Source organism: Actinoplanes siamensis (assembly GCF_016862395.1).
Classification (GTDB): Bacteria; Actinomycetota; Actinomycetes; order Mycobacteriales; family Micromonosporaceae; genus Actinoplanes; species Actinoplanes siamensis.
Genome location: NZ_BOMW01000023.1, coordinates 40,090 through 64,810 on the forward strand (window position 1 = coordinate 40,090; position 24,721 = coordinate 64,810).

Consider the following 24,721-nt stretch of genomic DNA (forward strand, 5'->3'; position numbering starts at 1 on the left):
GCAAGCCCGACCCGGCACTGGTGACCAGACCGGGACCGCCGATCAGCACAAGCCCGATCACGACGCCCGCCTGACCGTTGAGTTGAGACCAGCCAGGACGCCCGGCCCCGAACTGACCACCAGGCCGGGGGCCTTCTACCAACACCTGCCCTATCACGACGCCTGCTCCACCGGCAGCTCGGCGCTGACCCGGAATCCGCCCTCGGGACGTGGCCGTGCGCACAAGCTGCCGCCCAGCGCCGTGACCCGCTCCCGCATGCCGAGCAGCCCGACCCCGGGCACGGGCGGCGTCTGCGGAGTCGCCGAGCCGTCGTCGTCGACCCGGACGGTCACCAGGCCGGGGTGGTGGCCGATCCGGACCGACGCGCTGGTGGCGCCGGCATGCCGGGCGACGTTGGTGAGCGCCTCCTGCACGATCCGGTACGCGGTCCGGTCCACCGCGGCGGGCAGCCCGTCCCGGCGCCCGTCGACGGTCAGAGAGACGTCCAGCCCGGTCGCCCGGGCCCGCTCGACCAGATCGGTGAGCTGCCCGAGACCATACGACGCGAGCCGGTCGTCGTCACGCAGCGCCTCCAGGGTGGCGCGTAGCTCGCGGGCCGCCTCCCGGCCGGCGTCGCGGATCACCAGCAGCGCCTCCGGCACCGGCTCGCCCCGTTTCTGTGCCAGGTGCACGGCGGCCTCCGCCTGCACCTTGATCACCGAGATCTGATGGGTCAGCGTGTCGTGCAGTTCCCGGGCGATGTGCAGCCGCTCCTCACCGGCGCGGCGCAGCGCGGCCTGTTCCCGGGTGCGCTCCGCCTCCTCCGCCTGCCGCAGGGCCTGGCGCAGCGCCTCACCGGCAGCCGCGGCGGCGACCAGCCAGGCCACCCCCAGCACTGCCCGGGCCTGCGCGAACGCCTCCGCGGCGGGCCGGCCTGCGGCGATCGCGGCGGCCGGCAGCGCGACCAGCATGAGAAGACTGGTCGATCCGGTCGCGAGGCGGCGGCCGGCGCGCATCGCCGCGTAGACGGCGACGAGGTAGGCCACGGCGAACACGGTGAACCCGGTGGCCTGATAGGCCACCGTGCACAGTCCAGTGACGACCAGGACGGTGACCGGGGCACGCCGACGGGCGGTCAGCGCCAGGCCGGCCAGGGCCAGCAACGTGTAGCCGAGCAGGACGGAGCCGGAGGCGGCCGGGCGCTCGGCCAGCCCGCCGACCACCAGGGTCGCCGCGACTCCGACGCCCAGCAGCCAGTCCCGGCCTTCGATCCGCGTACCGCTCATGCGGGCACCATAGCCGGGCCCGGCCCACCGGCGAATCATGCGCGCGCAGTGGTCCGATCTACTACGACCGCGGCAGATCACGGGACGCTGCCACGCCCGCAGCAGCGGGAGAAGCCCACAGCGGCACGATGCGCCGGGGCCGTCCGGCGGCCACGATCGGTGCCATCGAATTTCCCCCGAAGGAGGCGGCATGTTCATGTCTCTGTTCGCCGCGACCTATGCGCCGACCACCGACCGCACCGTGGCCACCGTCGCCGCGCTGGTCGCGGTGGCCGGCGTGATCGCTGGTGCGTTGGCCCTGGCCAACCGCGCCGGCACGGGCCGCTTTCTCGACGCCGGACCTCCCGGGACCGCTGGAACGGCTGGAGTCGCTGGAACCTCCGGGGCCGCTGAAGCCACCGGGGCCGCTGAAGCCTCCGCCGGTACGCGCGGTCCTGTCACCACCGGGTCACTCTCGGCGGCCAAAGCGGCCAAAGCGGCCAAAGCGGCGGGAGCAGCGGGAGCAGCGGGAGCAGCGGGGATGATTGTCGGCGGCGTGGTGGTGGCCACCGCCGACGGTGGTCCCGGTACCGGGAACGGCATCGTCGGCGGCTACGCGGCCCTGGCGTTCGGCCTCCTCGCAATCATCCTGGGCACGCTGGCCCGGCGGAGATCGCGCCGCGGGGACGGAGCGTGATCAACGATGGTCGAGCACCGCTTCGATCAGGCCGACGGCCCGCTCCACGCCGCTTTCCGCGCGCACCTCCCGGCTCAGTGCCGCACACCGTTCCGCGACCGCGGGATCTGTGGTGAGCGCGACCAGCGCGGCCCGCAGTTGCTCGGCGGTCACGGTCTCGAGGTCGACGACCCGGCCCACCCCGAGGGCGGCCAGCTGCTCCGCGTTGGTGAACTGGTCCGCGGCCTGCGGCGCGGCGATCATCGGCACGCCGTGGAACAGCCCCTCGCTGCTGCCGCCCATCCCGGCATGCGTCAGGAACGCGTCGGCCTGGGCCAGGATGGTCGGCTGCGGTACCCACGAGCGCACCTCGACCGACGGCGGGATCTCCCCCAGCTCTCCTTCTTGAACCTCGCTGCCGATCTGCAGCACGGTGTACCAGCCGGGCAGCGCACCGAAGGCGGCGATGCACCGGCGGTAGAAGTCCGGGTGCCTGGTGAACGCCGATCCCAGCGACACCAGAAGCACCTTCTCGGCGCCGGCCGGCCGGGTCCACTGCTCCCCGTCGGCCCGCTCGCCGAGCAGCGGGCCGACGAACTGGAACACCTCGGGGTCCACCCGGTCGGCGTGCGGCTGCAAGGCCCGCGGGATGAGCGCCAGTCCACGGTCCGGCCGGCCCATGAAGGATGGTCCGTCGGTGACCGGAGAATCCTGCTCGGTCAGCCACGTCGTGAAGCGGCGGTAGTAGTCGGCGCCGCGGGGGTCGTCGGCGAAACTCGGGATCTCGTAGCCCTGCCAGGCGACGAAGGTGGGCGACAGCTGGATCGCCGGGATCCCCCACTCCGCGCCGAGCAGGCGAGTCGGGGCACCGGCTATGTCGTACAGGAAGAGGTCGGGCCTGTCGTCGTGGAAAGCGGCGCGCAACTGGGGCAGCATCGCCATCGCGTCATCGAGGAACAGCGTGAGCTGGTCGATCATGTCTCCGCTCCAACCGTCACCGTCCCGGGGCAGGGTCGATCGATAGGGCTTCAGCTCCGCGCCGATGGCGCTTACCGCACCGGACCACGAGACGTCATTGGCGTACGAGACCCGGTGGCCACGCGCAACGAGGGCGCCGAGCAATTCCAGGCTCGGGTTGACATGCCCGTGGAACGGAATGCTGACCATGGCGATGTGCGGCATGCGAGGTCCCTTCAGTGCGAGACGAGTCGTCTCGTCTCGTCCTCCTACCGTGCCGCACGTGAACGCCGCCTGTCAAGACGAGACGGATCGTCTCGTTGCGATAGAGTGACGTCATGTCGGTTCCGGACCCCGCCCGCCGCAACGAGCGCTCGCGCCGCGCCATCCTCGAGGCCACCCGGGCGCTGCTCACCGAGACCGGATACGCCGACCTCACCATCGGGGCGATCGCGGCCCGGGCCGGCGTCGGCAAGCAGACGATCTACCGCTGGTGGAACGGCAAGGGGGCGGTCGTCCTGGACGCCATGGTGGAGGCCGCCGAGAACGCCGGTCGGGAGCTGCCCGACACCGGCGATCTGCGGACCGACCTGCTCCTGGTCATGCGCGCCACGGTGGCCGAATTCGCCGATCCGGCGTTGTCCGAGACCACCCGTGCGATCACCGTGGAGACGCTGCTCGACGAGGAACTGGCCGCGCAGGTCCGCGACCGGCTGCTGCGACCCCAACTCGACGCGGTCAAGAAGCGGCTGCGCACCGCCCGGCTGCGCCCCGGCCTCGACCTCGACCAGGTCGTGGAGCTACTGTTCGGGCCGCTCTATCACCGCTGGATGCTGCGCACCGGCCCGCTCACCGACGACTACGCCGACGGCCTGGTCGACCTGGCGATCGCCGCGGTCACTCCGGCCTGGCCGCAGCCCTGAATCAGGCCCGCCCCGGCGCCGAGCCCGGCACCGGCAGCAGTTAGCACCGGCAGACAGCAGCGGCGGCGGGGGCAGCGGCGGCGGCACTGGACAGGTTGTCCGCGCACCGGCTGAGGAAGTGATCCGGCTCGGTCACGCCACCCCGCGCCGCCCGGCGGTCGGTCCGGGCTCGTGGACCTCGACCAGGTCGGCGAGGTCGACGCCCGCTTCCGCCAGCAGGCGGTGCAGGGTAGCGATGACCAGCCCGTCGACGACGTTGTCACCGTGGATCAGCCGGTAGAACTGGTCCTTTCCGCGGGCGACGGCCTCGACCCGCCAGCGGCCGTCGGGGGTCTCCAGCGCGCCGCGCACCTGTCCTCCCGCGGGGGCCACCGGGTCCGGGCGCCGGCGGGCCGAGCCGGCGGCCCGGTCCGGGCGCAGCCCTCGCCACGAGGGGTGCCGCAGCCGGCCCTCCGCCGTCCAGTTGCGGAACGCGACCTCGCCCACCAGGCCGGGCTCGACCCACTGGGCGTGCCGGGCGTGCTCGCGGGGGACGTCCGGCACCGGCGCGGTGGTGCGCCGCAGCGGGGCCAGCCGCTCGCCCAGCTGACGCAGCATGACGTCGGTGAATCCGGTGCCCACGTGCCCGGCGAACCGCAGCCGGCCACCGTCCTCGACGGCCAGCAGCAGGGATCCGATCAGGCCGGCCCGGCGACCGGCGCCGGGCCTCCAGCCGATGATCAGAACTTCCTGGGTACGGATCAGCGGCACCTTCGTCCAGTCGGCCGACCGCCGGCCGGCCCGGTAGGGGGCGGACAGCCGTTTGGCGACCACGCCCTCGAGGCCGCCGAGCTCGGCCGCGTGCAGCACCGAGCGCCCGTCGACACCGGTGAACTCGGGCGGCGTGCGAACCGCGCGGCCGTCGAGGGCCAGCCCGGCCAGTTCCGCCCGGCGCACCTGGTACGGCTCGTCCAGCAGCGACCGGCCGTCGAGCCACAGCAGGTCGAAGACGTAGTAGACGACCGGCACGGAACCGAGCAGCGCCGGGGGCGGGGAGCTCACGTGCATCCGGGCGGCCAGGCGCGCGAAGGAGGGCCGGTCCCCCGGCTCGCACGCGACGATCTCGCCGTCCAGGATCGCCCGCCTGCCCCGGAGCCGGGCGGTGAGTTCCCGCAGCTCCGGGTACGTAGAGGTCACGTCGTTGTGGTTGCGGGACAGCAGACGCAGCCGGTCGCCGTCGACGTAGGCGACCGCCCGTACGCCGTCGAACTTGAACTCGAACGCCCACCCGGCGCCGGCGGGTATCGCTCCCGCGGCGGCGAGCATCGGTGCGACATGGTCGGGCATCACCGGCTCAACGGTCACCCGTTCGGCGTACCCGCCGCAGGTCACACCGATGCCCGGCCGGCGGGAACTACACCTGGGTAGTTCCCGTGTCGATCGTCAGGCGGACCGGGGCGCCCCGCTCGACGGTGCGGCTGACGGTGCACTGCCGCTCGACCGCGATGCGCATGGCGTGGACCACCCGCTCGCGCGTGCTGTCGTCGAGGAAGGAGAGGTCGGCGCGCAGCCGCACGCGCAGCGCCTGGTACTCACGCGCGCCCGCGGCCCGCTCGTGGTCCACCTCGGCGACGATCCGGGCGTCCGGGCCGGCGCGGCGGGTGACCAGCTCCTCGGTGGTGATCGCGGCGCACGCGGCGGCGGCGAGCTGCAGCAGCTCGCCGGGGGTGAACGCGCCGGGCGCGCCGGTGCGCCCCACCCGCACCGTGGCGCCCCGCCCGTTGCGTGCGATGAAGTCGTGCGGGCCGGCCCGCTCCACCGTCAGATCCATCATTCCCGCTCCTTCTGTCCGGGTCCCGTCTTCCCCACGCGCACCGGAACATGCCATCGTCATAGACATCAGTTGATATCTGGACACATTGTTGCAATCATGGTGCTGGGAGCGCTCCCATCCCCGTAAGCCGAAGAATGGAGGATCCATCGTGCCCCCACGCGAATCCCACCGATCCGCTCGACGGCCGGTCCAGGTGCTGATCGTGGCGCTGGCCACCATGATGAGCCTGCTGCCCTGGGCCGGAGCGGCGCAGGCACACGGCACCATCGTCAACCCGGCCTCCCGCGCCTACCAGTGCTGGAAGACCTGGGGCAGCCAGCACACCAACCCGGCCATGCAGCAGCAGGACCCGATGTGCTGGCAGGCGTTCCAGGCCAACCCGGACACCATGTGGAACTGGATGAGCGCGCTGCGGGACGGCCTCGGCGGCCAGTTCCAGGCCCGCACCCCGGACGGGCAGCTGTGCAGCAACGGCCTGACCCGCAACGACAGCCTCAACAAGCCCGGGGCCTGGAAGACCACCACCGTGTCCCGCAACTTCACCGTCCAGCTGTACGACCAGGCGAGCCACGGCGCCGACTACTTCCGGGTCTACGTCAGCAAGCAGGGGTACAACCCGGCCACGCAGAGCCTCGGCTGGGGCAACCTCGACTTCATCACGCAGACCGGACGGTACGCGCCGGCGCAGAACATCTCGTTCAACATCTCGACCTCGGGATACACCGGCCACCACATCCTCTTCGTCATCTGGCAGGCCTCCCACCAGGACCAGGCCTACATGTGGTGCAGCGACGTGACCTTCGCCTGATCGGCTTCCCGGCCCAGGACGTCCACCGAAGGTCCTGGGCCGGGACCTCACAGGCTCCGTGACGACGTGGAGACGAGATGACCTTCCGCTACCGCTACCTCTGGGCCGCCGTGATCCTGCTGGCCGCGGCCGCCGCGGTGGTGACCCTGTACGAGCCGGACGGCTCCCGGGCCCAGCCCACGGACATCCGCGAACAGATCATGACCCGGATGCGTACGACGCTCGAGCAGTCCACCCCCGAGCAGCACCAGCACGCCGGGCACGGGACCGGGCAGACGGCCACCGATCCGGCGGTGATCTGCGGGGTCCGCGTCTACGGCTTCGAGCCGGCCGAGGCCACCACGCTCGCCGGGGTGCGCACGGTCTACGGCTTCCACCTGTGCGGTGTCGCCGAGCCGGAACGCCCCTGGGACGTGGCGGTCAAGCTGGCCGGCCCGGTGATCCTGGACCTGTCCACCGATCCTCCGGGCATTCAGGTGGTCGAGGCGACCGCCGAGGTCAAGTACGTCGACCGGCTACGGCAGATGTTCCCGGAACGCTACGCGCAACTCGCGCTCACGCAGGCGCTGTCCGAGCCGGAGATGGCCGAGCTGCGCCGCCGGTACGACGACGCGGCCGGGCTCTGAGCCGGCGGGTCTCAGACCTTGCGCCACCGCGCCTGCTCACCGTCCTTGCTGGCGCACCGCATCAGGGTGCCCTTGCTGGTGGTGCCGTAGGCGCCCACCGGCGAGCAGAACGCGCCCTGACGCACCCCGGACTGTGTCGAAGCGGTGCTCGGCTTCCTGGTCGCCGGCTTCGTCGCCGGCTTCGTCGCCGGCTTGGTAGCCGGCGGCCTGGTCGTCGCCGGCGTGGTGGTGCTCGGTCTGGTGACGGCCGGCTTGCTGGCCGGTCTCGGCCTCGAGGTGACAGTGGCCGTGGTGGCGGCCGGTTCCGGCGAGGCGCTCCGGCTCACCGGCGCGGCCACCGCCGGCAGGGTGGTGTCCGCGGCTCTGGTGACGGCCGGTGCGCCGGTGAACGCGTTGATGGCGGTGACACCGCCGCAGCAGAGCACGAGGACCCCGGCGGCGACACCGGCGAACACTTTCCAGCCGGGCTTCTTGCGGGAGGCGGGCGGCGCGTTGAAGGTCACCGCACCACTCTGGGCGATATCGGTCATGGTCGTCGATGCGTTGTTCGGTCGACGTGCACTGGCTGTTCGGACGACCGGCACCGGACCGGGCTGGGACGTCGGTCACCACCCGCTCGGCCGGCCGGATCGCGTCGACGGCCGGCAGGCCCGGCCGGAACAGCACGAGCTCGTCGCCGCCAGACACACGCGGCCAGGTGCGGTGAGCCGCTGCGGTCGCCGCAGTGAGCCGGTAAGTTCGCGGGCAGGTGTGCCGGGAAGACTGGTCGGCGACGATCTTGTCGTGCCCTGGTGAAGGAGTCCCGTGACCGGAACACCGTCCACTCCGCGCCGTTTCCTCTTCGGCCGGGGCAGCTGGCCCGAGACCCGCCGGATCGGTGACGTGCTGCGCGCCGAGACGGTCGGTGGCGCGCTGCTGCTCGGCGCCGCGGTGCTGGCCCTGCTCTGGGCGAACTCCCCGTGGGCGCCGGCCTACCGGGACCTGGGCGCCCTGCGCGTCGGCCCGCATGCCTGGCACCTGGACCTGAGCCTGGCCCAGTGGGCGGCCGACGGCCTGCTCGCGATCTTCTTCTTCGTCGCCGGTCTGGAGCTCAAACGCGAGTTCGTCGCCGGTGACCTGCGGGATCCGCGCCGGGCGGTGATGCCGGTCGCCGCTGCCGTCGGCGGCATGGCGGTCCCCGCGCTGATCTACACGGCGATCAACGCCGGCTCCTCCGCGGGCGCGCTGTCCGGGTGGGCGGTGCCCACCGCGACGGACATCGCGTTCGCGCTCGCGGTCCTCGGCGTGATCTCCACCCATCTTCCGGCGGCGCTGCGCACGTTCCTGCTGACGCTCGCCGTCGTCGACGACCTGCTGGCGATCGTCGTCATCGCGGTGTTCTACACCGGTTCGCTGCGCCCGCTGCCGCTGCTGGCCGCGCTGGCGCCGCTCGGGCTGTTCGCGGTGCTGGTGCAGCGGCGGGTGCGCTCCTGGTGGCTGCTGCTGCCGTTGGCCGCGGCCACCTGGACGCTGGTGCACGCCTCCGGCATCCACGCCACCGTCGCCGGAGTCCTGCTCGGCTTCGCGGTGCCGGTGCCGCGCCGCGCCGAAGGGCCGGGCCCCGGCCTGGCCGAGCACTTCGAGCACCGGTGGCGGCCGCTGTCGGCAGGCGTGGCGGTGCCGGTGTTCGCGTTCTTCGCGGCCGGGGTGCCGGTCACCGGCGGCCTCGGCGCCACGCTGCGGGACCCGGTGACGATCGGGATCGTCGCCGGCCTGGTGCTCGGCAAGTGCGCCGGGGTCCTGGCCACCACCTGGCTGGTACGGCGGGTCACCGGAGCCTCCCTCGGCGACGGCGTGAGCTGGTGGGACGTGCTCGGCCTGTCGCTGCTGGCCGGGATCGGCTTCACCGTGGCGCTGCTGATCGGCGAGCTCGCGTTCGGCGCCGGCAGCGAGCAGGACGAGCACGCCCGCATCGGCATCCTGGCCGGTTCACTGGTCGCGGCGCTGCTGGCCACCGTGGTCCTGCGCGTCCGCAACCGCCACTATCAGCGGCTGTGCGCGGCCGAGGAACTGGACACCGACGCCGACGGCGTGCCCGACGTCTACCAGCAGGCCGGTCCACGGTGACCGGCCTCGGCTCAGCGGATCCGCTGGGCCAGCTTCGCGACGACGCCGCCGACGGCCACGCTGACCACCGGCGTGGCGATGGCCGGCAGGCGGGTCTTCTTCATGATCCAGGCGGTGGCGGCGGTGGTGGCCATCGGCAGCGCGGCCTTGACGATCGTGGTCTTGTCCATCTGGCACAGCCCTCCTCACAACGGTGCCGTGCTGATACCCGTTTCCGGCGGTTCGTAGACGCGGCCGCGGCGGCATCGCCGGTCCGGTCGCCCGACGCCCGGCCCGGGTGGGCTGACAAGCTGCTTCCCATGCACGCGAGCACGATGGTCAGCGCCCTGGAACTGGTCGGCCTCTACGTCTTCGCCACCTCCGGCGCCCTGATGGCGATCCAGAAGGGCTTCGACGTCGTCGGCATCGTGGTTCTCGCCCTGCTGACCGCCCTGGGCGGCGGCATCGTCCGCGACGTCGTGATCGGCACCGCTCCCCCGGCCGCGTTCCGCGACGTCGTCTACCTGATCATCCCGCTGGCCGCCGCCGTCGTGACGTTCTTCGCCCACCCGCTGGTGCGCCGGCTGTCCTTCCCGGTGCTGGTCTTCGACGCGGCCGGGCTCGGCCTGTTCTGCGTGACCGGCACGCTCCAGGCGCTCGACCACGGCCTGGGCCCGGTCCAGGCGATCCTGCTGGGCGTGGTCACCGCGGTCGGCGGCGGCGTGCTGCGCGACATCACCGCCCGCGAGACCCCGGCCCTGGTCCGTGTCGAGACCGACCTCTACGCGATCCCGGCCGCCGCCGGAGCCACCGTCGTCGCCCTCGCGTACCGCGCCGAGCTGCCCATGCCGGTCGTCGCGACGTGCGCCGCGGTGGCGGTCTTCCTGTTCCGGATCATCGCCATGGTGCGGCACTGGACCGCCCCGACCGCGATCACCTACCGCAACCCCTGAAGGGGTACGACCGTCACGGGGCGCGGTGCCCGCTCGCGCGGGACAACTCGTACCACTCCGCGCGGGTCAGCGGCACGTCCGAGCCCTGCGCGGCGCCGGTCACCCGCTCCGGCGCCGCGGTTGCGAGCACCACCTGCATCCCGCCGGGGTGCCGGGTGATCCAGGCGGTCGCGATCGCGATCGCGGGGACGCCGTAGCGCTCGCCGAGGCGGTCGGCCACGGCGTTCAGGTCGGCGTACTCCAGCGAGTCGAGGACCGTGCCGGTGCAGAAGCCGGCCTCGAACGGCGACCACGCCTGCACGGTGATCCGGTGCACCCGGCAGTAGTCGAGCACCCCACCGCCGTCCAGCGCCACCGGATGGCCGGTCCCGGCCAGGTCCGCGGCGACGCCCGGCGCGTGGGTCATCGACAGTTGCAGCTGATTGACCACGATCGGCTGGCGTACGGCCGTCCTGAGCAGTTCGATCCGCGGCGGCGTGTGGTCGCAGACGCCGAACGCGCGGACCTTGCCGGCCGACTCCAGGTCGTCGAACGCCCGGGCCACCTCCTCCGGCTCGACGAGCGCGTCCGGGCCGTGCAGGAGCAGCACGTCGAGGTAGTCGGTGCGCAGCGCCCGCAGCGACTCCTCGGTGGAGGAGACGAGATGGTCGTACGACGAGTCGCAGGACCCGTCCCGGACGATGCCCGCCTTGGTCTGGATCGTGATCTCGGCGCGCGCGGACGGCGTGAGCCGCAGCGCCTCGGCGAACCGCTCCTCGCAGTGGTGCTGCCGGCTGCCGTGGACGGCGGCGTGGTCGAAGAAGTCGACGTCGGCGTCGCGGGCGGCGCGCACCAGGGCGCGGATCTCGTCGTCGGTCCGGTCCGCGATGCGCATCATGCCGAGGACGACATTGGGGACGGCTCGGCCGGTCACACCGAGCGGGACGGTCCTCATCGCACACCCCGGGCCGGTGGCGCCCCGCGTCGGGTTCTCATGACGATCACGCTATTCGGGACGGGATCGTGCGGGCGGCGCCGGCCGGGCCGTACCACCATCGGGGGAAAAGGGAGCCCTCGGCCCGCCGCGCCCGATTGGCACGCCGTCGATACCGTCGGGTCATGTTGACGGCACGGAAAGCAAGCATGTGGCACGGCCGCTATGAGATCGAGAGCGATGGCCGCCCGGTTGCCGTGTGGGATCCGTCGTGGTGGCGCGGCGGCGGCAGCGTCGGCATCAACGGGCAGCACTTCGAGGTACGGGCCAACGGGTGGGGCACGAAGTACCGGATGCTCGACGCGGCCGGCACCGAGATCGCCCTGGTCGAGCGGGCCGGGCGCAAACACTGGACAGTGCAGGCCGGCGACCGGGCGTACGAGTTCCGCCGCCCTTCGATCTTCAGCAGCCGGCAGGAGATGCTGACCGGCGGCGTGCCGACCGGCTGGCTGCGGCGTACCAGCCCCTGGTCCGGGTCGATCGAGGCCGATCTGCCCGGCCTGCCGTTGCCGCTGCAGGTCTTCGTGGTCGGCGTGCAGATCGCCCTGTGGCAGGCGGCGCAGGCCGCGTCGACCGGCGCCTGACCCGCGCGCCAGCCGACCCCGCATGCGCGGGCTGAGCGTGCAAGAGGGCTGAGCGTCCAAGACGGCTGAGCGCTCGTCGGGGGCCCAGCGTTTCATCGGGGGCCCAGCGTTTATAGGGGCCGGGCATCCACGGGGGAAGATGCCCGGCCCAGACAGATCAAACCACATGGCGGCGCGTCCCGCCATGCGCGGGGCGCGCGGCTTTACCTCCGGGCCGGTGACATGGAGAATCGGTCCCCGCCGATCATGCCGACCGCGGGAACAGCTATGCCTTTCGATGGTTTCATCTCCTACAGCCACGCCGCGGACGGACGGCTCGCGCCGGCAGTGCAACGCGGTCTGCACCGGCTGGCGAAGCCCTGGCACCGGCGCCGCGCACTGTGGATCTTCCGGGACCAGACCGGGCTGAGCGTGACGCCCAAGCTGTGGACCTCCATCCAACAGGCACTGGACGGCTCGAACCACTTCGTGCTGCTCGCCTCTCCGGAGGCGGCGCGCTCGCCCTGGGTGAACCGGGAGATCGAGCACTGGCTGGCCACGAAGTCGGCCGACCACATCCTGCCGGTGGTCACCGACGGCGAGTGGCAGTGGGACTCCGCGGCCCAGGACTTCACCGCGGACTCCACGGCGGTGCCGGCGGCGCTGCGCGGCGTGTTCGCCGAGGAGCCGCTGTTCCTGGACCTGCGCTGGGCCCGCGACGACCTGCACCTGAGCCTGCAGCACGTCCGATTCCGCGACGCCATCGCGCAGCTCGCCGCGCCGATGCACGGCATGAGCAAGGACGAGCTGGAGGGTGAGGACGTCCGGCAGCACCGGCGGGCGCGGCGGCTGTCCGTCGTGGCGGTGGCGATGCTGGTGGCCCTGACCATGGTGGCGTCGCTGACCGGGATGGTCGCGGTGCGCAACGTGGACCGGGCCAACGCCGCGGTGCTGGAGGCCCAGCTGCAGCAGCAGGAGGCGACGCAGCAGCGCGGCAACGCCCGGCGGGCCACCCAGGAGTCGCAGCGGCAGCTGGAGAACGCCCGGGTGCAGGAGGACCGGGCCCGGGCGGCGCAGACCGAGACGAAACGGCAGACGCTGCTCGCCCAGCAACAGCGGGCGCTGGCCGTGGAGGCCTCCGCCGAGGCGCAGCGCGAGCAGGAGGCCGCCGCGCGGTACCGGATCAGCGCGGAACGGCAGAAGGCGACCGCCGAGCGGATGCAGGCCCGGGCCACCGGCGCCGGCGAGGAGGCCGAACGGCAGAAGCGGAACGCCGAGCGCGAGATGGCCAACGCCCGGCGGCAACAGGTGCTCGCGGACCAGGCCGCCGCGCGTGCCGAGGAGCAGCGCAAGCTCGCCGAGAAGTACCGGGAGCTGGCCCGCCAGGCCGAGGAGGAGCGCGAGCGGCAGGAGAAACTGGCCCAGCAGGCGCAGGAGGAGGCCGACCGCACCCGGGAGGAGGCGGCGGCGCAGCAGCGCGCCCAGATCAGCCGGCGGCTGCTGGCGCGGGCGCGCGCCATGATCCTGGACGATCCGAAAAAGGCCCTCATGCTGGGCGCCACCGCGCAGCGGCTGAACCCGGACGCGCCGACCCGCGAGCAGGTCAGCCATCTCGTCATGTCCACCCACTACGCCGGCGCGCTCGGTGAGGTGGACGACGTCGCCCCGGTCAGCGGGCAGGTGATCGCGACAGTCGACGCCGGCGCGACGGTGTCGCTGTGGGACACGGCGAACACGGCGAAGCCGGTCCGCCTGGCCTCGGTGCCCGTGCCCGGGACGGCGGGCGAGGCCCTGACGGCCAGCCCGGACGGGCGTACGCTCGCCGTCTTCGACGGAGGCCCGCGGGCGGCGCTGTGGAACCTCGCGGACCCGGCCCGGCCGGTCCGGATGGCGCCGCTGACCGACGCCGCCGGGATCGTGGCGGTGACCTTCAGCCCGGACGGGCACACCGTCGCGACCAGCAACCGGGACAAGAACACAGTCCTGTGGGACGTCCGTGGGGCGGCCCCGGCCACGCTGGCCACGCTGCCGGGAGTGTCCGCGTTGAGGTTCAGCCCGGACGGGCGGACCGGGGTGACCAGCGGCGCCGAGGTCGCGGTCTGGGACCTGACCGATCCGGCCCATCCGGTGCGGGGCGCCACGCTCGCTCTGATCTTCGGTGAGCCGATGGTCGACGCGGCGATCGAGTTCAACCCGAAGCTGCCGCTGGTGGCCGTCGAGGGCACCGGCGACTACGTCTGGCTCTGGGATCTGAGCGATCCGGCCCACCCGCGGCAGGGCCTCTCCCAGCTGGCGGCGACCGGCGGGGCGCATCTGAGCGCGATGGCGTTCAGCCCGGACGGCACCACGCTGGCCCTGGCCGACTCGGACGGGTCGACTGCGCTGTGGAGCGTCGACGACGACACCATCCCGTGGCTGCCGACCCTGCTGGCCACGTTGAACGCGGACGCCGGGCCGATCCGGTCGCTCGCCTTCGCCGGGGACGGGCGGACGCTGGCCGCCGCCGGCGGCCACCGCACGGCGACGCTGTGGGACGCGCGGGGGCGCTTCGCCCGGGACGTGGCAGCGGTGCTGCCCGGACCCTTCCCCGGGAAGATCGTGGGACTGGCGTACGGCCCGGACCATCGCTCACTGATCGCCGTGGGCCAGCAGGGCGCCGCGGTGCCGTGGGACCTGACCGATCCGGCCCATCCGGTCCGCGGGGATGTCGTGCCGCTGGTCGGTGGCACGGTGTCCGGGACCGCTCTCAGCGCCGACGCCCGTACGCTGGCCGTCACCGGCTCCGACCGGACGGTCACGCTGTTCGACCTGACCCGCCCCACCCGGCCCGCCCTGCTGTCCACCGTCAAGGAGACCGGTGACGTCATACGCGCGGTGGCGCTCAGCCCGGACGGGCACACCCTGGCCGTCGGGCGGCGCGACGGCCGGACCTCGCTGTGGGACCTCACCGACCCCCGGCAACCCCTGTCGCTGGCCGTGCTGCCGCTGAACGCGCCGGTGTCGGCGCTCGCGTTCGCCCCGGACGGGCAGACCATGGCCGCCGGCGAAGGCTACAACCTGTCACTGTGGAACCTGGCCGAGCGGTCCGCCCCGGCGCGGCTCACGTCGATCGCGCTCAAGGAGGACTGGAGCACCTACACCGCCAACGCGCTGGCGTTCAGCCCGGACGGGCGCACCCTGGTGGCCGGCACCGACGGCGCCACGGTCATGGTGTTCGACGTCGCCGACCCGCAGCAGCCCACCCGGATCGCCACGATGACCGGGCACACCAGTCAGCTGCGCTGGGTCGCGTTCAGCTCAGACGGGCGCACCGTGGCCAGCGCCAGCCTGGACGACGCGATGATGCTGTGGGACCTGGCCGACCCCGCCACCCCGGTGCCGTTCGCCACCGTCAAGACCCCCGACCTGCAGACCTACTTCGCGGCGATCAGCCCGGACGGGCGGACCGTGGCGGCCGGCGGCGGGTTCGGCACGGAGAGCCGGAACATCACCGTCTGGGACACCACGGTGCGGCCGGAACTCGCCGCCGACCCGGCCCGGCAGGCCTGCGCGATCGCCGGCCGCGGGCTCGACGCCGACGAGTGGGACCGCTACGTTCCCGAGCTTCCCCACCAGTCGATCTGTTGACGCATCGTCGGGGTGCTTGCGCCGCCCGGCGAGCCGTCGTGAGGGGAACCCAGGTGCGATTCGGTGTCACCGGCCACCGGTCGCTGCCGCCTGGCATCGCCGGCTGCGCGGTGGACCACTGGCGTCGGGTGCTGCCCACCGGCGCGAATCTGCTCGGCGTGTCCAGCCTGGCTGACGGCGCCGACCAGTTGTTCGCCGCGCACGTGCTGGCAGCCGGCGGCACCCTGGAGGCGATCCTGCCGTCGCCGTGGGCGGACTACGCCGGCACGCTGGCCCCGGACGGCGGCCGGACCCGGCTGGAGGGTTTCCTGCGGGCCGCGGCCACGGTGATCACGATGCCGTTCACCGAGCCGTGCGAGGCGGGTTATCTCGCCGCCGGCCAGGCCGTGGTGGACCGCTGCGACCACCTGTTCGCGGTGTGGGACGGCCTGCCGGCCCGCGGGCCGGGCGGCACCGCGGACATCGTCGCCTACGCCCGGGCGCGCGGACGGCCGGTCACCGTGCTCTGGCTCGACGGCGTGCGCCGGGCCTGATCAGCGGCCCGGAACGGGCACCGGGGCCGCGGCGCCCGGCGCGGCCGGCACCCGCAGGTCGGCGAAGATCCGCCGGGCCCGGTCCAGGTGCGGCCGGGCCCGGCCGAGATCGCCGGTGTCGCGCCAGGTGGCGCCGATGCCGTCGTGCGCGCGCGCCACCTCGTACCGGTCGCCGATCTCCTCAGCCAGGTCCAGCGCCTGGCCGTGCTGCGTGCGGGCCTCCCCGGCGTCGCCCGCCGCGTGCAGCACCCGGCCGAGGTCGTTGAGCGCCTCCGCCTCGCTGGCCCGGTCCCCGATCCGCCGGTGCAGCACCAGCGCGCGCCGCAGGTGGCCGGCCGCCTCGGCCAGCCGGTCCTGCCGGGCGCGGATCGCGGCGAGATCGGTCAGCACGTACGCCTCCGCGGTCCGGTCGCCGGTCCGGCGCACCGCGTCGAGGCTCTGCTCCAGCCGGTCGGCGGCCCGGTCCAGCGCGACCGGGCGGTGCGGCAGCCGGGCGAGCAGGGACAGCACGTACGCCTCACTGAATCGGTCGCCGAGCGTGACGTACAGCTCCAGGGCGGCGCCGAACCGCTGCTCCGCCCGCATCCGGTCGCCCAGCCGCGCGTCGATCAGCCCGAGCCGGACCAGCGCGTCGGCCTGCCCGGCGTCGTCACCGCGCGGGCCGTACAACGCCAGCGCCCGCTGGTAGTGGTCGGCGGCCTGCCGGTAGTCGCCCAGCAGCCAGTCGACGCTACCGAGGTTGCGCAGCACCAGCGCCTCGGCCGCGCGGTCGCCGAGCTCCGCGTACAACTCCAGCGCCTGCCGGTAGGTCGCGGCGGCCTCGTGCGGGCGGCCCTGCCGCCGGTGCAGCCGGCCCAGGTGGGACAACGCCCGGGCCTGCGCGTCGCGATCGCCGACGGCGCGGGCCGCGGACACCGCGGACGCCGTGACGGCCGCCGCCTCGGCGGCCGGCCCACCCGCGTCGAGGTAGCGGAACAGGGTCTCGGCGAGGGCGACGGTGTGTTGGTACCAGCCGTGCGCGGTGCCGTAGGCGCAGATCACCGCGAGGTTGGGCCGTTCCGCCTCGATCCAGGCGCGGGCCGCGTCCGGGTCGCCGGCCGCCGGGGCGCCGTCCGGGTGGAGCGCGGCCATCGCCGCTACCGACTTCGCGAGGTAGTGGTCGAACAGGCGGGTCAGCGCGGTCCGCCGGTCCGGCTCGGCGTCCTGCCCGGTGGCCAGCTCCGCGGCGTACGCGCGCAGCAGGTCGTGCATGCCGTACCGGCCGCCCGGTCCGGCCTGCACCAGGCTGGCCCGGACCAGCACGCCCAGCAGCCGCCGGGTCTCGGCGGGATCGGTGCCGGTCAGCGCCGCCACCGCGTCGACGTGCGCGGTCTCGCCCGGGTGCAGCCCGAAGAGCCGGAACACCCGGGCCGCGGGGTCCGGCAGGCTGCGGTACGACCAGGAGAACACCGCCCGCACCTCGGCCCGCGGATCCCCGCCCGCGTCCAGCAGGTCCAGCCGCACCCGGTGGTCGCCCAGTTCGGCGACGAGGTCGGCCAGCGGCACGTCGCTGCGGTCCGCGGCCAGCTCGGCGGCGATCCGCAGGGCCAGCGGCAGCCGGGCGCACGCCGCGGCCAGCGCCTCGGCGGCGGCCGTCTCCCGGTCCACCCGCGCCCCGATGAGCTTGCGCAGCAGTCCCAGCGCGTCCGGCAGCGGGAGCAGGTCCAGGTTGACCCGCTCGGCGCCGTGCACGGCGACCATGCCGGGCAGCGAGTCGCGGCTGGTGATCAGCACGAGGCACGATCCGCTGCCGGGCAGCAGCGGCCGTACCTGTTCCACCGAGGACGCGTTGTCGAGCAGCACGAGCATCCGCCGGCCGGTCAGCTCGGACCGGTACCGCCCGGCACGCTCGTCGGTGCCCGGCGGGATCTCCGGCCCGCGCACGCCGAGCGCGGTGAGGAACCCGGCCAGCGCGTCCGCGACCGCCACCGGCTGCTCGGCGTCGTACCCGCGCAGATTCACGTAGAGCTGACCGTCCGGGAACGCGTCGCGCACCCGGTGCGCCCACCGCACGGCCAGCGCCGACTTGCCGACCCCGGCGGTGCCGGAGAGCAACGCGACGGTCAGCGGCGGCTCGTCGTCGTCCGGCGACTCCAGCAGGCGGTCCAAGGCCGCCAGTTCGCCGGTACGGCCGGTGAACGCCCGCACGTCGGCCGGCAGCTGCGCGGGCACCGTCGCCGCCGCGGCGACCGGCGCGCCGGACCGGCCGGGATCGGGCGCCGGCACGGCCAGAGCCGGATCGGCGGTGAGGATCTGCTCGTGCAGCCGGCGCAGGGCGGCGCCGGGGTCGCTGCCGAGCTCGTCGGCGAGGCGGCGGCGGATCCGCCGGTACCGCTCGTCCGCGTCGGCCTGGCGGCCGCACCGGTACAGCGCCAGCATCGCCTGCCCGGCCAGCCGCTCGTCCAGCGGGTGCTCGGCGACCGCGGCGGACAGCCCGGGGAGCAGCTCGCCGTGCCGGCCCAGCCGCAGCAGCACGTCGTTGAGGTCCAGCTCGGCGGCGAAGCGTTCGCCGAGCAGCGTGCGCCGCATCGCGCTCAGCCACGGCGTGTCCAGGCCGGCGAACGGATCGGCCCGCCACAGGCTCAGCGCCTGCCCGATCAGGTCGGCGGCCGCGCGGTCCGAGTCCGCGCCTCTGGCCAGCGTCATCAGCCGGCGGAAGCGGTGCAGGTCGATCGCCTGCGGATCCACGGTGAGCAGGTAGCCGCCCGGCTCACGCCGGATCTCCGCCCCGGCGGCGACGGCGGTCCGCAGCCGGGACAGATAGCTGTAGAGCGCGCCGGCCGCCCGCTGCGGCGCCGATCCGCCCCACACCCGGTCGATCAACTGGTCCACCGTGACCGGGCGGCCCGCCTCCACCAGCAGCACGCCCAGCACGCATCGCTGCCGGGCATGCCCCAGATCGACCGGACGCCCGTCGATCCGGGCCTCCACCACGCCGAGCACGCCGAACTCCGCCGCCAACTGACCTCCGCACATCCGTCGCTCACCAGCGGATTCAAGAAATCCACAAGGACCGTACGAGTCTCCCATGCTTCGTACAAGGTCCACCGGCGAGCATGGACGTCGTTGCGGGGCGGCAGGTCGCTATCGCCCGGTTGCGCCAGCGTACGGGGGAATCGGGACGCCGCAGTGACTCCCGAAGGCGACGAGCGACCTGCCCCGCAACAGGTCCGTGAGGCGACGCTGTCAAGATCCGCCGGATGGCTCCGACCGTCGGACGGGAACGTCCCCCGACACACGGAGGAACAGCCATGCGGAAGATGAGCACCGTCCGGGAGGTCACCGGCTGGCGTTCCCCGACCGCTTGCGGCGGCACCGCCCCATCCGCGAGAGCGGTAGAACATTCCGGTGGCCTACACCCGGCACGAGGGCACCGGTCCTGCCGTTTCCGAGATCCGGTCGATTCTGGCCGGACTGGAGTTGCTCGCCCTGATCGGCACGCCGTTCCGGTGGGGCCGCAACCACCGGCCTGTCCGACTTTCCGCGCTGGCAGGTGCAATCGCGGAAATCGCCCTGCGTAGCAGGCCACCCCGTCGGACGCTATTGGTACAGCCACGGTGGGCAAGAGCAGTAACCGGGGCATGCCGATGGCGGTCACCGCAGCTGCCCGGGGGTTCATCCGAGCGCGGCGAAAGCATCCGCAGAGCCGCGGCGCTCGGATGGGTCCGTGCGCGAGTCGGCGCACGGCTGCCTGGAAACGGCAGCTTTCTCCTCACCCCATGGCGGCGGATCGGTGCCCGGTCAGGGCGGTCCCGAATCCGTTCACGACCCAGTTTTCGCCAGTCCTCAGCAGAAAGGAACTCCACATGCGTCTCCGCGGAACGATCGTCGGTTTTGGCGTCGGCGTTGCATTCGCCGTGGGCGGCTTCGTTGCGCCCGGCGTCGCGCACGCCAGCACAGTCTCGAACGAGGTGCTGGCCGCACCGGCTCCAGGCAAGTTCTACGACGACTTCCTGAAAGAGAAAGCCTGCCGCGACACCGGTGACTGGCTTGTTCTGACCGGACAGTACAAATATTACATTTGCGAGTGGAGCTCCCCCTACTGGAACCTCTACGTCGCCTAGTGATCCACCCAGGTCCGTACCTTTACTGACAGAAGCGACGTGACGGCTCCGGTCTACACGCGGGTCCGCGCGTCGACGTCGTCTTCGGCCGCCGCGTCGCCTGCGGTGTCCAGGGCCCGGTAGCGGGTGGAGCGGCCGACACCCAGGCGCCGGGCGATCGCGGTGACCGAGTCGCCGCGGGCCTGCCGCGAGACACGGCGATCAGCTACGAGAACGTACGGTGCAGTCAGAAGGGTGTCGATGTCGGCAGTCACGAGCAGACAACGACACTCTTCCCTGCGTACTACAGCTAGATCCAGCGGTTGCCGAGCCACATCCGGGAGAACCACGAGTCGTACGGGATCAGTTCGCCTGTGAAAATGGGATGGAAATAGGCGAAACACAGAGCCACCAGCGCCACATAGACCCCGGCGACCAGCGTCCCGGCCAGCCGGCCGCGCGGGGAGGCGATCAACGCGCCCAGCACGTGGACCACCGCGAGGATCAGGAACGGCAGGGCCGGCAGGGCGTAGAACGAGAACATCGTGCGGTGGTCCGCCACAGCGAAATAGAACCACGGGAGCAGCCCGGCCGCCGCCCCGGTCAGGATCGTGTAGGCGCGCCAGTCCCGGCGCGCGATCGCCAGCCACAGCAGCGTCACCAGAGCGGGCAGGAAGGACCACCACAGAAGGGGCGTCCCGAGCAGCAGGATCTCCCGGATGCAGCTCGGCGCCCCGCAGCCGGAGCCGGGATCGTCCGGCCAGTAGAACGCCACCGGCCGGCCGATCAGCAACCACTGCCACGGCCACGACTGATAGTTGTGCGACTTGGTCAGCCCGGCATGGAACCCGTAGGCGCCCTGGTGGTAGTGCAACAGATTGAGCAGCGCCCCGAGGATCGGCGGCTCGCTCATCCCGTTCTGCGCGCGGTAGTGCCGGTCCCACCCGGTGTCGGTGAGGAACCATCCGGTCCAGGTCGCCAGGTAGAGGACGACGCTCAGCACGACGCTCAGCAGCCCCCAGCCCAGGTCACCGGCAAGGCCGCCGGTGAATCCGGCGGAGCGGCGGGCGTAAACGCGCCAGACGACGGTCAGCGCGCCGAAGAACGGCAGGAAGAACAGCGCGCTCCACTTCACCCCGCAGGCCAGCCCGAACATGACGCCCGCCACCAGCAGCCACCACGGCACGATCCGCGGGGTGGACCCGCTCCCCACGGCGCGCAGCAGACGGCGCCGGTAATGGTCGCGGTCGAGCACCATGGCGGCGAACGTGGCCAGCACGAACAGCCCGAGGAAGATGTCCAGCAGCGATGTCCGGGAGAGGACGAACTGAAAACCGTCCAGGGTCATCAACATGCCCGCCGTCCCGGCCAGCACCACCGAATGGAACATCCGGTACGCGACCCGGATCAGGATCAGCACCATCAACGTGCCGGCCACCGCGGCCGTGAACCGCCATCCCAGCTCGTTGTTGCCGAAGATCTTCTCGCCGGCCGCGATCAGCCATTTCCCGAGCGGCGGGTGCACGACGTACCCGGCGGAGTCGCTCTTCTCGTCCCATTCGACGCCGTGCCGCAGCATGTCCCAGGCGTCGGTCGGGTAGTAGACCTCGTCGAAGACGTAGCCCTCGGCCTCGGTGATCCGCTCCAGGCGCAGGACCGCGGCGAGCGCCGTGACGACCACGGTGACCAGCCAGGAGTACGGGTCGAGCCAGTTCTCCAGCGTCGCCAACCGCCGCCGCACGATATGGGGAACACTGGGCCGCCCCGCCGATTCGGTGACCACCGTCGTCATTCGGGGGATCTTAGAGATTCAGCCTTTTCAGTACGACGCGGGGCCCGGCCGCCGCCCGCGAGATCCGCCGGGTCCCCACGGTCCGCGCCGCCGAGCATCCGCGCGCCCGTCCGCCGGCCGGACCCTACCGGCGGCGGAGGTGCCCGACGGTCTTCCACACCCCGTGCTGGACCAGCAGGGTCAGCACCCCGCCCAGGACGATCGCGGCCAGGTTGATGACCAGTTGCAGGGCGGATCCGACGGCCTCGTCGTGGGCGCCGTAGGTGAGCGCCACCGCCACGTTCGCCGCCGCCGGGACCGTGGTCACCGAGATCAGGACGCCGACCAGGGTGCCCGCCTTGGCCGAGGTCAGCGACAGGATGCCAGCCACCCCGCCGAGGAAGCCGACCACCCAGGACAGCGCGTCGGGCTGCCAGATGAAGTCGGTGAGCGGCCGGTCGGCCATCAGCATCGACCGTTGCACCAGGCCCGCCGCGGTCAACAGCCGGACCGCGCCGACGGTGACCAGCATGCCCACTCCGAACCCGACGGCCAGGGCCAGCGCCGACGCCCGGACCAGCGGGAGCTTGCGCTGCACCAGGCCCACGCAGAGCGCCGCGAGCGGGCCGAACTCGGGGCCCACCACCATCGACCCGACGATCAGGATCGGCTGGTCGAGCAGCACCCCGATGGCGGCGATGATCAGGGCGACGCTCATGAACGCCAGGAAGGACGCCGACAGCGCGGTCTCCTCGCCGGTCTGGTGCTCGATCTCGTGCCAGACGACCGCGTCCACGCCGAGGCCGGGCACGTGCCGCGCGGCCTGGTCGGCGGCGGCCGACATGGTGGCGTCGACCCGTTCGACGACGATCGCGCCGTCCCGGTCGAGCCCGAGTTTCCGGAGCCGGTCCAGCACGGCGCTGGCGCCCTCCCGGACGACGTCGAACTCGAAGACGTCCCCGGCCGGCCGCAGCGCCACGCCGGGCTGCATCGTCAGGTGCGTGACCGCGGCGTCGCCGGCCAGCGCCTCCCGGACCTGCTCGGCGACCGGCGTGGGCGCGATCACCCGTACGTGCAGCATCCCCCGACCCCTCCCCCTCGGTTCACCGGATCGTAGATCCCGCCGGCGCCCTCAGTTGGCGGCGGCGTAGGCCTCCACCTTGGCGGTGTCGCCAGCCACGATCAGCACGCAGCCCTCCGGGACGACGGTCTGCGGGGTGGCGTAGTGGAAGTCCTCGCCGGGGCGTTTGGTGCCGACCACGGTGACGCCCCACTTGCTGCGCAGGCCCAGATCCTGCAGGGTGCGGCCGGCCGCGCCGCGCGGGGCGCGCACCTTGGCGATGGCGAACCCGTCGTCGAACTCGATGTAGTCGAGCATCCGGCCGGTGATCAGGTGCGCGACCCGCTCGCCCATGTCGGTCTCCGGGAAGACGACGTGGTGGGCGCCGACCGAGCGCAGGATCTTCCCGTGTTTCACGCTGGTGGCCTTGGCCCAGATCTCCGGCACGCCCAGTTCGGTGAGCGTGAGCACGGTCAGCACGCTGGTCTCCAGGTTGGTGCCGATGCCCACGACCGCACGCGGGAACTCGTGGACGCCGATCTGGCGCAGGGCGTCCTCGTCCGTGGCGTCGACCTCGACGACGTGGGTGAGACGATCCGACCAGTCCTGGACGATCCGCTCGTCGGTGTCGATGCCCAGCACCTCGTAGCCGAGGTCGAGCAGGGACGCGGCGACCTGGCCGCCGAACCGGCCCAGGCCGATCACCACGACGTTGTCGTTCTGTTGAGCGTTCTCAGCCAACGAGGGGCCTCTCTTCTGGGTAGCGGTAGAGCCGGCGGCGGGTGTTCAGGGCGATCGCGGTGCCCACCGTGATCGTGCCGACGCGGCCCACGTACATCAGGATGACCAGCAGGACCTGCGCGGACGGCGGCAGGTTCGCGGTGACGCCGGTGGTCAGGCCGACCGTGGCGAACGCCGAGGTGACCTCGAACAGGGCCTTGTCGAACGGGACGTCGTCGGTCAGCGCGTCCAGCAGCAGGGTGCCGGCGGCGACCAGGGCGACGCCGAGCAGGGCCACCGTGACGGCCTGCCGCTGCGTCTCCTCGGCGATCCGCCGGTGGTGGATGACGACGTCCGGTTCGCCGCGCAGTTCGGCCCAGATCACGTACGCCAGCAGTAAGAAGGTGGTGATCTTGATGCCGCCGGCCGTGCTGGCGCTTCCGCCGCCGATGAACATCAGTCCGGTGGTCACCGCGGTGGTCTCGCTGTTCATCTTCGCCAGGTCGACCGTGTTGAATCCACCCGAGCGGGTCATGATGTCCTGGGTGAACGCGGCGAGCACCTTGGCCGGGGTGCCGAGCGGGCCGAGGGTTCCCGGATTCCGCCATTCGAAGACCAGGAAGGTCAGGAAACCGAAACCACTGAGCAGTACGGTCCCCCACACGGTCAACCGGGTGTGCGTGGACCACCCGCCAGGCCGCCGCCATTCGCGCACCAACTCGAACAGCACCGGGAAACCGATCGAGCCGGCCAGCACCCCGAAGGTGAGCGGCAGGCAGATCCACGGGTCGGTGACGAATCGCACCAGGCTGTCCGGGTAGAGCGCGAACCCCGCGTTGTTGAACGCCTGCACGGCGTGGAAGACCGCTTCCCAGAGGGCGCGACCGAACGCATAGTCGTACACGATCCAGAAGCGCAGCGTGAGCACGACCGAGATGGCGGTCTCCGAGACCAGCATGACCGCCGCCACCCGCACCAGCACGCCGGCCACGTTGCCGCCGGTCAGGCCGGCGCTCTCGGCCTGCGCCAGCAGGCGCCCGCGCAGCCCCAGACGGCGCGAGACCAGCAGGCTGAGCAGGGTGGCCAGGGTCATGATCCCGAAGCCGCCGATCTGCGACAGCACTGTCAGCAGCACGTGTCCGAAAGTGGACCAGTAGGTGGGGGTGTCGACGACCGACAGGCCGGTGACGCAGACCGCGGACGCGGCGGTGAACAGGGCGGTGACCAGCGGCGCGTGGCCCGGCTCGGCGCGGGCGGCCGGCAGCATCATCAGGGCGGTGCCGAGCAGGATCGCCCCGAGGAACGC

23 protein-coding genes are annotated in these 24,721 nt (G+C 72.6%); 11 read left to right on the forward strand and 12 right to left on the reverse strand.

The annotated features are described in order from the left end of the window. Positions 1 to 153: 153 nt before the first annotated feature. Positions 154 to 1,266 (reverse strand): sensor histidine kinase, encoded by a 1,113-nt coding sequence (locus Asi03nite_RS12420; protein ID WP_203679299.1) that lies wholly within the window; start codon positions 1,264 to 1,266, stop codon positions 154 to 156. A 190-nt stretch (positions 1,267 to 1,456) separates the two neighbouring features. Between Asi03nite_RS12420 and Asi03nite_RS12425 the strand changes: the two genes are divergently transcribed. Next, positions 1,457 to 1,942, forward strand: coding sequence for a DUF6223 family protein (locus Asi03nite_RS12425; RefSeq protein WP_203679300.1), 486 nt, complete (start codon positions 1,457 to 1,459; stop codon positions 1,940 to 1,942). Here the strand turns inward: Asi03nite_RS12425 and Asi03nite_RS12430 are convergent, their stop codons facing one another. Next, a complete protein-coding gene (locus Asi03nite_RS12430) occupies positions 1,943 to 3,103 on the reverse strand; it encodes a macrolide family glycosyltransferase (RefSeq protein ID WP_203679303.1) in 1,161 nt (386 codons plus the stop codon). A gap of 113 nt (positions 3,104 to 3,216) precedes the next feature. On the opposite strand from Asi03nite_RS12430, the gene Asi03nite_RS12435 reads away from it, so the two are divergent. Further along, the gene (locus tag Asi03nite_RS12435) at positions 3,217 to 3,801 is read left to right on the forward strand and encodes a TetR/AcrR family transcriptional regulator (protein ID WP_203679307.1); all 585 of its coding nucleotides are present in this window, start codon (positions 3,217 to 3,219) and stop codon (positions 3,799 to 3,801) included. Between the two features lie 132 nt (positions 3,802 to 3,933). Here the strand turns inward: Asi03nite_RS12435 and ligD are convergent, their stop codons facing one another. Beyond that, the gene (gene ligD, locus Asi03nite_RS12440) at positions 3,934 to 5,145 is read right to left on the reverse strand and encodes a non-homologous end-joining DNA ligase (RefSeq protein WP_239102639.1); all 1,212 of its coding nucleotides are present in this window, start codon (positions 5,143 to 5,145) and stop codon (positions 3,934 to 3,936) included. Positions 5,146 to 5,194: 49 nt separating this feature from the next. Next, positions 5,195 to 5,614, reverse strand: a complete 420-nt coding sequence (locus Asi03nite_RS12445; protein WP_203679310.1) for an OsmC family protein — start codon at positions 5,612 to 5,614, stop codon at positions 5,195 to 5,197. A 148-nt stretch (positions 5,615 to 5,762) separates the two neighbouring features. On the opposite strand from Asi03nite_RS12445, the gene Asi03nite_RS12450 reads away from it, so the two are divergent. The 4 genes from Asi03nite_RS12450 to nhaA all read left to right on the forward strand — a co-directional run bounded on the left by Asi03nite_RS12450 (position 5,763) and on the right by nhaA (position 9,154). After that, the gene (locus Asi03nite_RS12450; protein WP_203679313.1) at positions 5,763 to 6,422 is read left to right on the forward strand and encodes a lytic polysaccharide monooxygenase auxiliary activity family 9 protein; all 660 of its coding nucleotides are present in this window, start codon (positions 5,763 to 5,765) and stop codon (positions 6,420 to 6,422) included. A gap of 77 nt (positions 6,423 to 6,499) precedes the next feature. Then, positions 6,500 to 7,048 carry a hypothetical protein gene (locus Asi03nite_RS12455; protein ID WP_203679315.1) on the forward strand — a complete coding sequence of 183 codons (549 nt, stop codon included), beginning with the start codon at positions 6,500 to 6,502 and terminating at the stop codon, positions 7,046 to 7,048. 144 nt (positions 7,049 to 7,192) lie between these two features. Beyond that, positions 7,193 to 7,843 (forward strand): hypothetical protein, encoded by a 651-nt coding sequence (locus tag Asi03nite_RS12460; RefSeq protein WP_203679317.1) that lies wholly within the window; start codon positions 7,193 to 7,195, stop codon positions 7,841 to 7,843. A 9-nt stretch (positions 7,844 to 7,852) separates the two neighbouring features. Then, complete coding sequence (gene nhaA / locus Asi03nite_RS12465; protein ID WP_203679319.1) at positions 7,853 to 9,154, forward strand: Na+/H+ antiporter NhaA; 1,302 nt, start codon at positions 7,853 to 7,855, stop codon at positions 9,152 to 9,154. An 11-nt stretch (positions 9,155 to 9,165) separates the two neighbouring features. Here nhaA and Asi03nite_RS12470 read toward each other — a convergent pair whose 3' ends face one another. Then, complete coding sequence (locus Asi03nite_RS12470; protein ID WP_203679321.1) at positions 9,166 to 9,324, reverse strand: hypothetical protein; 159 nt, start codon at positions 9,322 to 9,324, stop codon at positions 9,166 to 9,168. 129 nt (positions 9,325 to 9,453) lie between these two features. Here Asi03nite_RS12470 and Asi03nite_RS12475 point away from each other — a divergent pair, with 129 nt between their 5' ends. Beyond that, entirely contained in the window at positions 9,454 to 10,086 is a 633-nt protein-coding gene (locus tag Asi03nite_RS12475) for a trimeric intracellular cation channel family protein (protein WP_203679323.1), read from the forward strand. 13 nt (positions 10,087 to 10,099) lie between these two features. Here Asi03nite_RS12475 and Asi03nite_RS12480 read toward each other — a convergent pair whose 3' ends face one another. Further along, positions 10,100 to 11,020 carry an aldo/keto reductase gene (locus Asi03nite_RS12480; RefSeq protein ID WP_203679325.1) on the reverse strand — a complete coding sequence of 307 codons (921 nt, stop codon included), beginning with the start codon at positions 11,018 to 11,020 and terminating at the stop codon, positions 10,100 to 10,102. Positions 11,021 to 11,184: 164 nt separating this feature from the next. Between Asi03nite_RS12480 and Asi03nite_RS12485 the strand changes: the two genes are divergently transcribed. The 3 genes from Asi03nite_RS12485 (at position 11,185) to Asi03nite_RS12495 (ending at position 15,782) form a co-directional block, all read left to right on the forward strand. Further along, on the forward strand, positions 11,185 to 11,643 hold the full coding sequence (locus Asi03nite_RS12485; protein WP_203679327.1) for a hypothetical protein: 459 nt from the start codon (positions 11,185 to 11,187) through the stop codon (positions 11,641 to 11,643). Between the two features lie 267 nt (positions 11,644 to 11,910). Next, positions 11,911 to 15,249, forward strand: a complete 3,339-nt coding sequence (locus Asi03nite_RS12490) for a TIR domain-containing protein (RefSeq protein ID WP_203679329.1) — start codon at positions 11,911 to 11,913, stop codon at positions 15,247 to 15,249. Between the two features lie 53 nt (positions 15,250 to 15,302). Then, entirely contained in the window at positions 15,303 to 15,782 is a 480-nt protein-coding gene (locus Asi03nite_RS12495; RefSeq protein WP_203679331.1) for a hypothetical protein, read from the forward strand. Here Asi03nite_RS12495 and Asi03nite_RS12500 read toward each other — a convergent pair whose 3' ends face one another. Beyond that, entirely contained in the window at positions 15,783 to 18,782 is a 3,000-nt protein-coding gene (locus Asi03nite_RS12500; protein WP_275409375.1) for an AfsR/SARP family transcriptional regulator, read from the reverse strand. Positions 18,783 to 19,627: 845 nt separating this feature from the next. Between Asi03nite_RS12500 and Asi03nite_RS12505 the strand changes: the two genes are divergently transcribed. Continuing rightward, positions 19,628 to 19,885, forward strand: a complete 258-nt coding sequence (locus tag Asi03nite_RS12505) for a hypothetical protein (protein ID WP_203679335.1) — start codon at positions 19,628 to 19,630, stop codon at positions 19,883 to 19,885. A 53-nt stretch (positions 19,886 to 19,938) separates the two neighbouring features. Here Asi03nite_RS12505 and Asi03nite_RS12510 read toward each other — a convergent pair whose 3' ends face one another. The 5 genes from Asi03nite_RS12510 to Asi03nite_RS12530 form a co-directional block, all read right to left on the reverse strand. Then, positions 19,939 to 20,139, reverse strand: coding sequence for a helix-turn-helix domain-containing protein (locus Asi03nite_RS12510; protein WP_239102640.1), 201 nt, complete (start codon positions 20,137 to 20,139; stop codon positions 19,939 to 19,941). Between the two features lie 35 nt (positions 20,140 to 20,174). Continuing rightward, the gene (locus Asi03nite_RS12515) at positions 20,175 to 21,593 is read right to left on the reverse strand and encodes a dolichyl-phosphate-mannose--protein mannosyltransferase (protein ID WP_239102641.1); all 1,419 of its coding nucleotides are present in this window, start codon (positions 21,591 to 21,593) and stop codon (positions 20,175 to 20,177) included. A 187-nt stretch (positions 21,594 to 21,780) separates the two neighbouring features. Next, positions 21,781 to 22,716, reverse strand: coding sequence for a DUF389 domain-containing protein (locus tag Asi03nite_RS12520; RefSeq protein ID WP_203679345.1), 936 nt, complete (start codon positions 22,714 to 22,716; stop codon positions 21,781 to 21,783). A gap of 51 nt (positions 22,717 to 22,767) precedes the next feature. Beyond that, positions 22,768 to 23,436 (reverse strand): potassium channel family protein, encoded by a 669-nt coding sequence (locus tag Asi03nite_RS12525; RefSeq protein WP_203679347.1) that lies wholly within the window; start codon positions 23,434 to 23,436, stop codon positions 22,768 to 22,770. After that, the gene (locus tag Asi03nite_RS12530; RefSeq protein WP_373872104.1) at positions 23,429 to 24,685 is read right to left on the reverse strand and encodes a TrkH family potassium uptake protein; all 1,257 of its coding nucleotides are present in this window, start codon (positions 24,683 to 24,685) and stop codon (positions 23,429 to 23,431) included. The genes Asi03nite_RS12525 and Asi03nite_RS12530 overlap by 8 nt, the downstream gene beginning before the upstream one ends. Positions 24,686 to 24,721: the final 36 nt, after the last annotated feature.

Bases quoted from the DNA above. Each gene is read 5' to 3' on its own strand.
- Asi03nite_RS12420 (WP_203679299.1), bottom strand. From the start codon at position 1,266: ATGAGCGGTACGCGGATCGAAGGCCGGGACTGGCTGCTGGGCGTCGGA.
- Asi03nite_RS12425 (WP_203679300.1), top strand. From the start codon at position 1,457: ATGTTCATGTCTCTGTTCGCCGCGACCTATGCGCCGACCACCGACCGC.
- Asi03nite_RS12430 (WP_203679303.1), bottom strand. From the start codon at position 3,103: ATGCCGCACATCGCCATGGTCAGCATTCCGTTCCACGGGCATGTCAAC.
- Asi03nite_RS12435 (WP_203679307.1), top strand. From the start codon at position 3,217: ATGTCGGTTCCGGACCCCGCCCGCCGCAACGAGCGCTCGCGCCGCGCC.
- Asi03nite_RS12445 (WP_203679310.1), bottom strand. From the start codon at position 5,614: ATGATGGATCTGACGGTGGAGCGGGCCGGCCCGCACGACTTCATCGCA.
- Asi03nite_RS12455 (WP_203679315.1), top strand. From the start codon at position 6,500: ATGACCTTCCGCTACCGCTACCTCTGGGCCGCCGTGATCCTGCTGGCC.
- Asi03nite_RS12470 (WP_203679321.1), bottom strand. From the start codon at position 9,324: ATGGACAAGACCACGATCGTCAAGGCCGCGCTGCCGATGGCCACCACC.
- Asi03nite_RS12475 (WP_203679323.1), top strand. From the start codon at position 9,454: ATGCACGCGAGCACGATGGTCAGCGCCCTGGAACTGGTCGGCCTCTAC.
- Asi03nite_RS12480 (WP_203679325.1), bottom strand. From the start codon at position 11,020: ATGAGGACCGTCCCGCTCGGTGTGACCGGCCGAGCCGTCCCCAATGTC.
- Asi03nite_RS12485 (WP_203679327.1), top strand. From the start codon at position 11,185: ATGTTGACGGCACGGAAAGCAAGCATGTGGCACGGCCGCTATGAGATC.
- Asi03nite_RS12490 (WP_203679329.1), top strand. From the start codon at position 11,911: ATGCCTTTCGATGGTTTCATCTCCTACAGCCACGCCGCGGACGGACGG.
- Asi03nite_RS12505 (WP_203679335.1), top strand. From the start codon at position 19,628: ATGCGTCTCCGCGGAACGATCGTCGGTTTTGGCGTCGGCGTTGCATTC.
- Asi03nite_RS12520 (WP_203679345.1), bottom strand. From the start codon at position 22,716: ATGCTGCACGTACGGGTGATCGCGCCCACGCCGGTCGCCGAGCAGGTC.
- Asi03nite_RS12530 (WP_373872104.1), bottom strand. From the start codon at position 24,685: ATGATGCTGCCGGCCGCCCGCGCCGAGCCGGGCCACGCGCCGCTGGTC.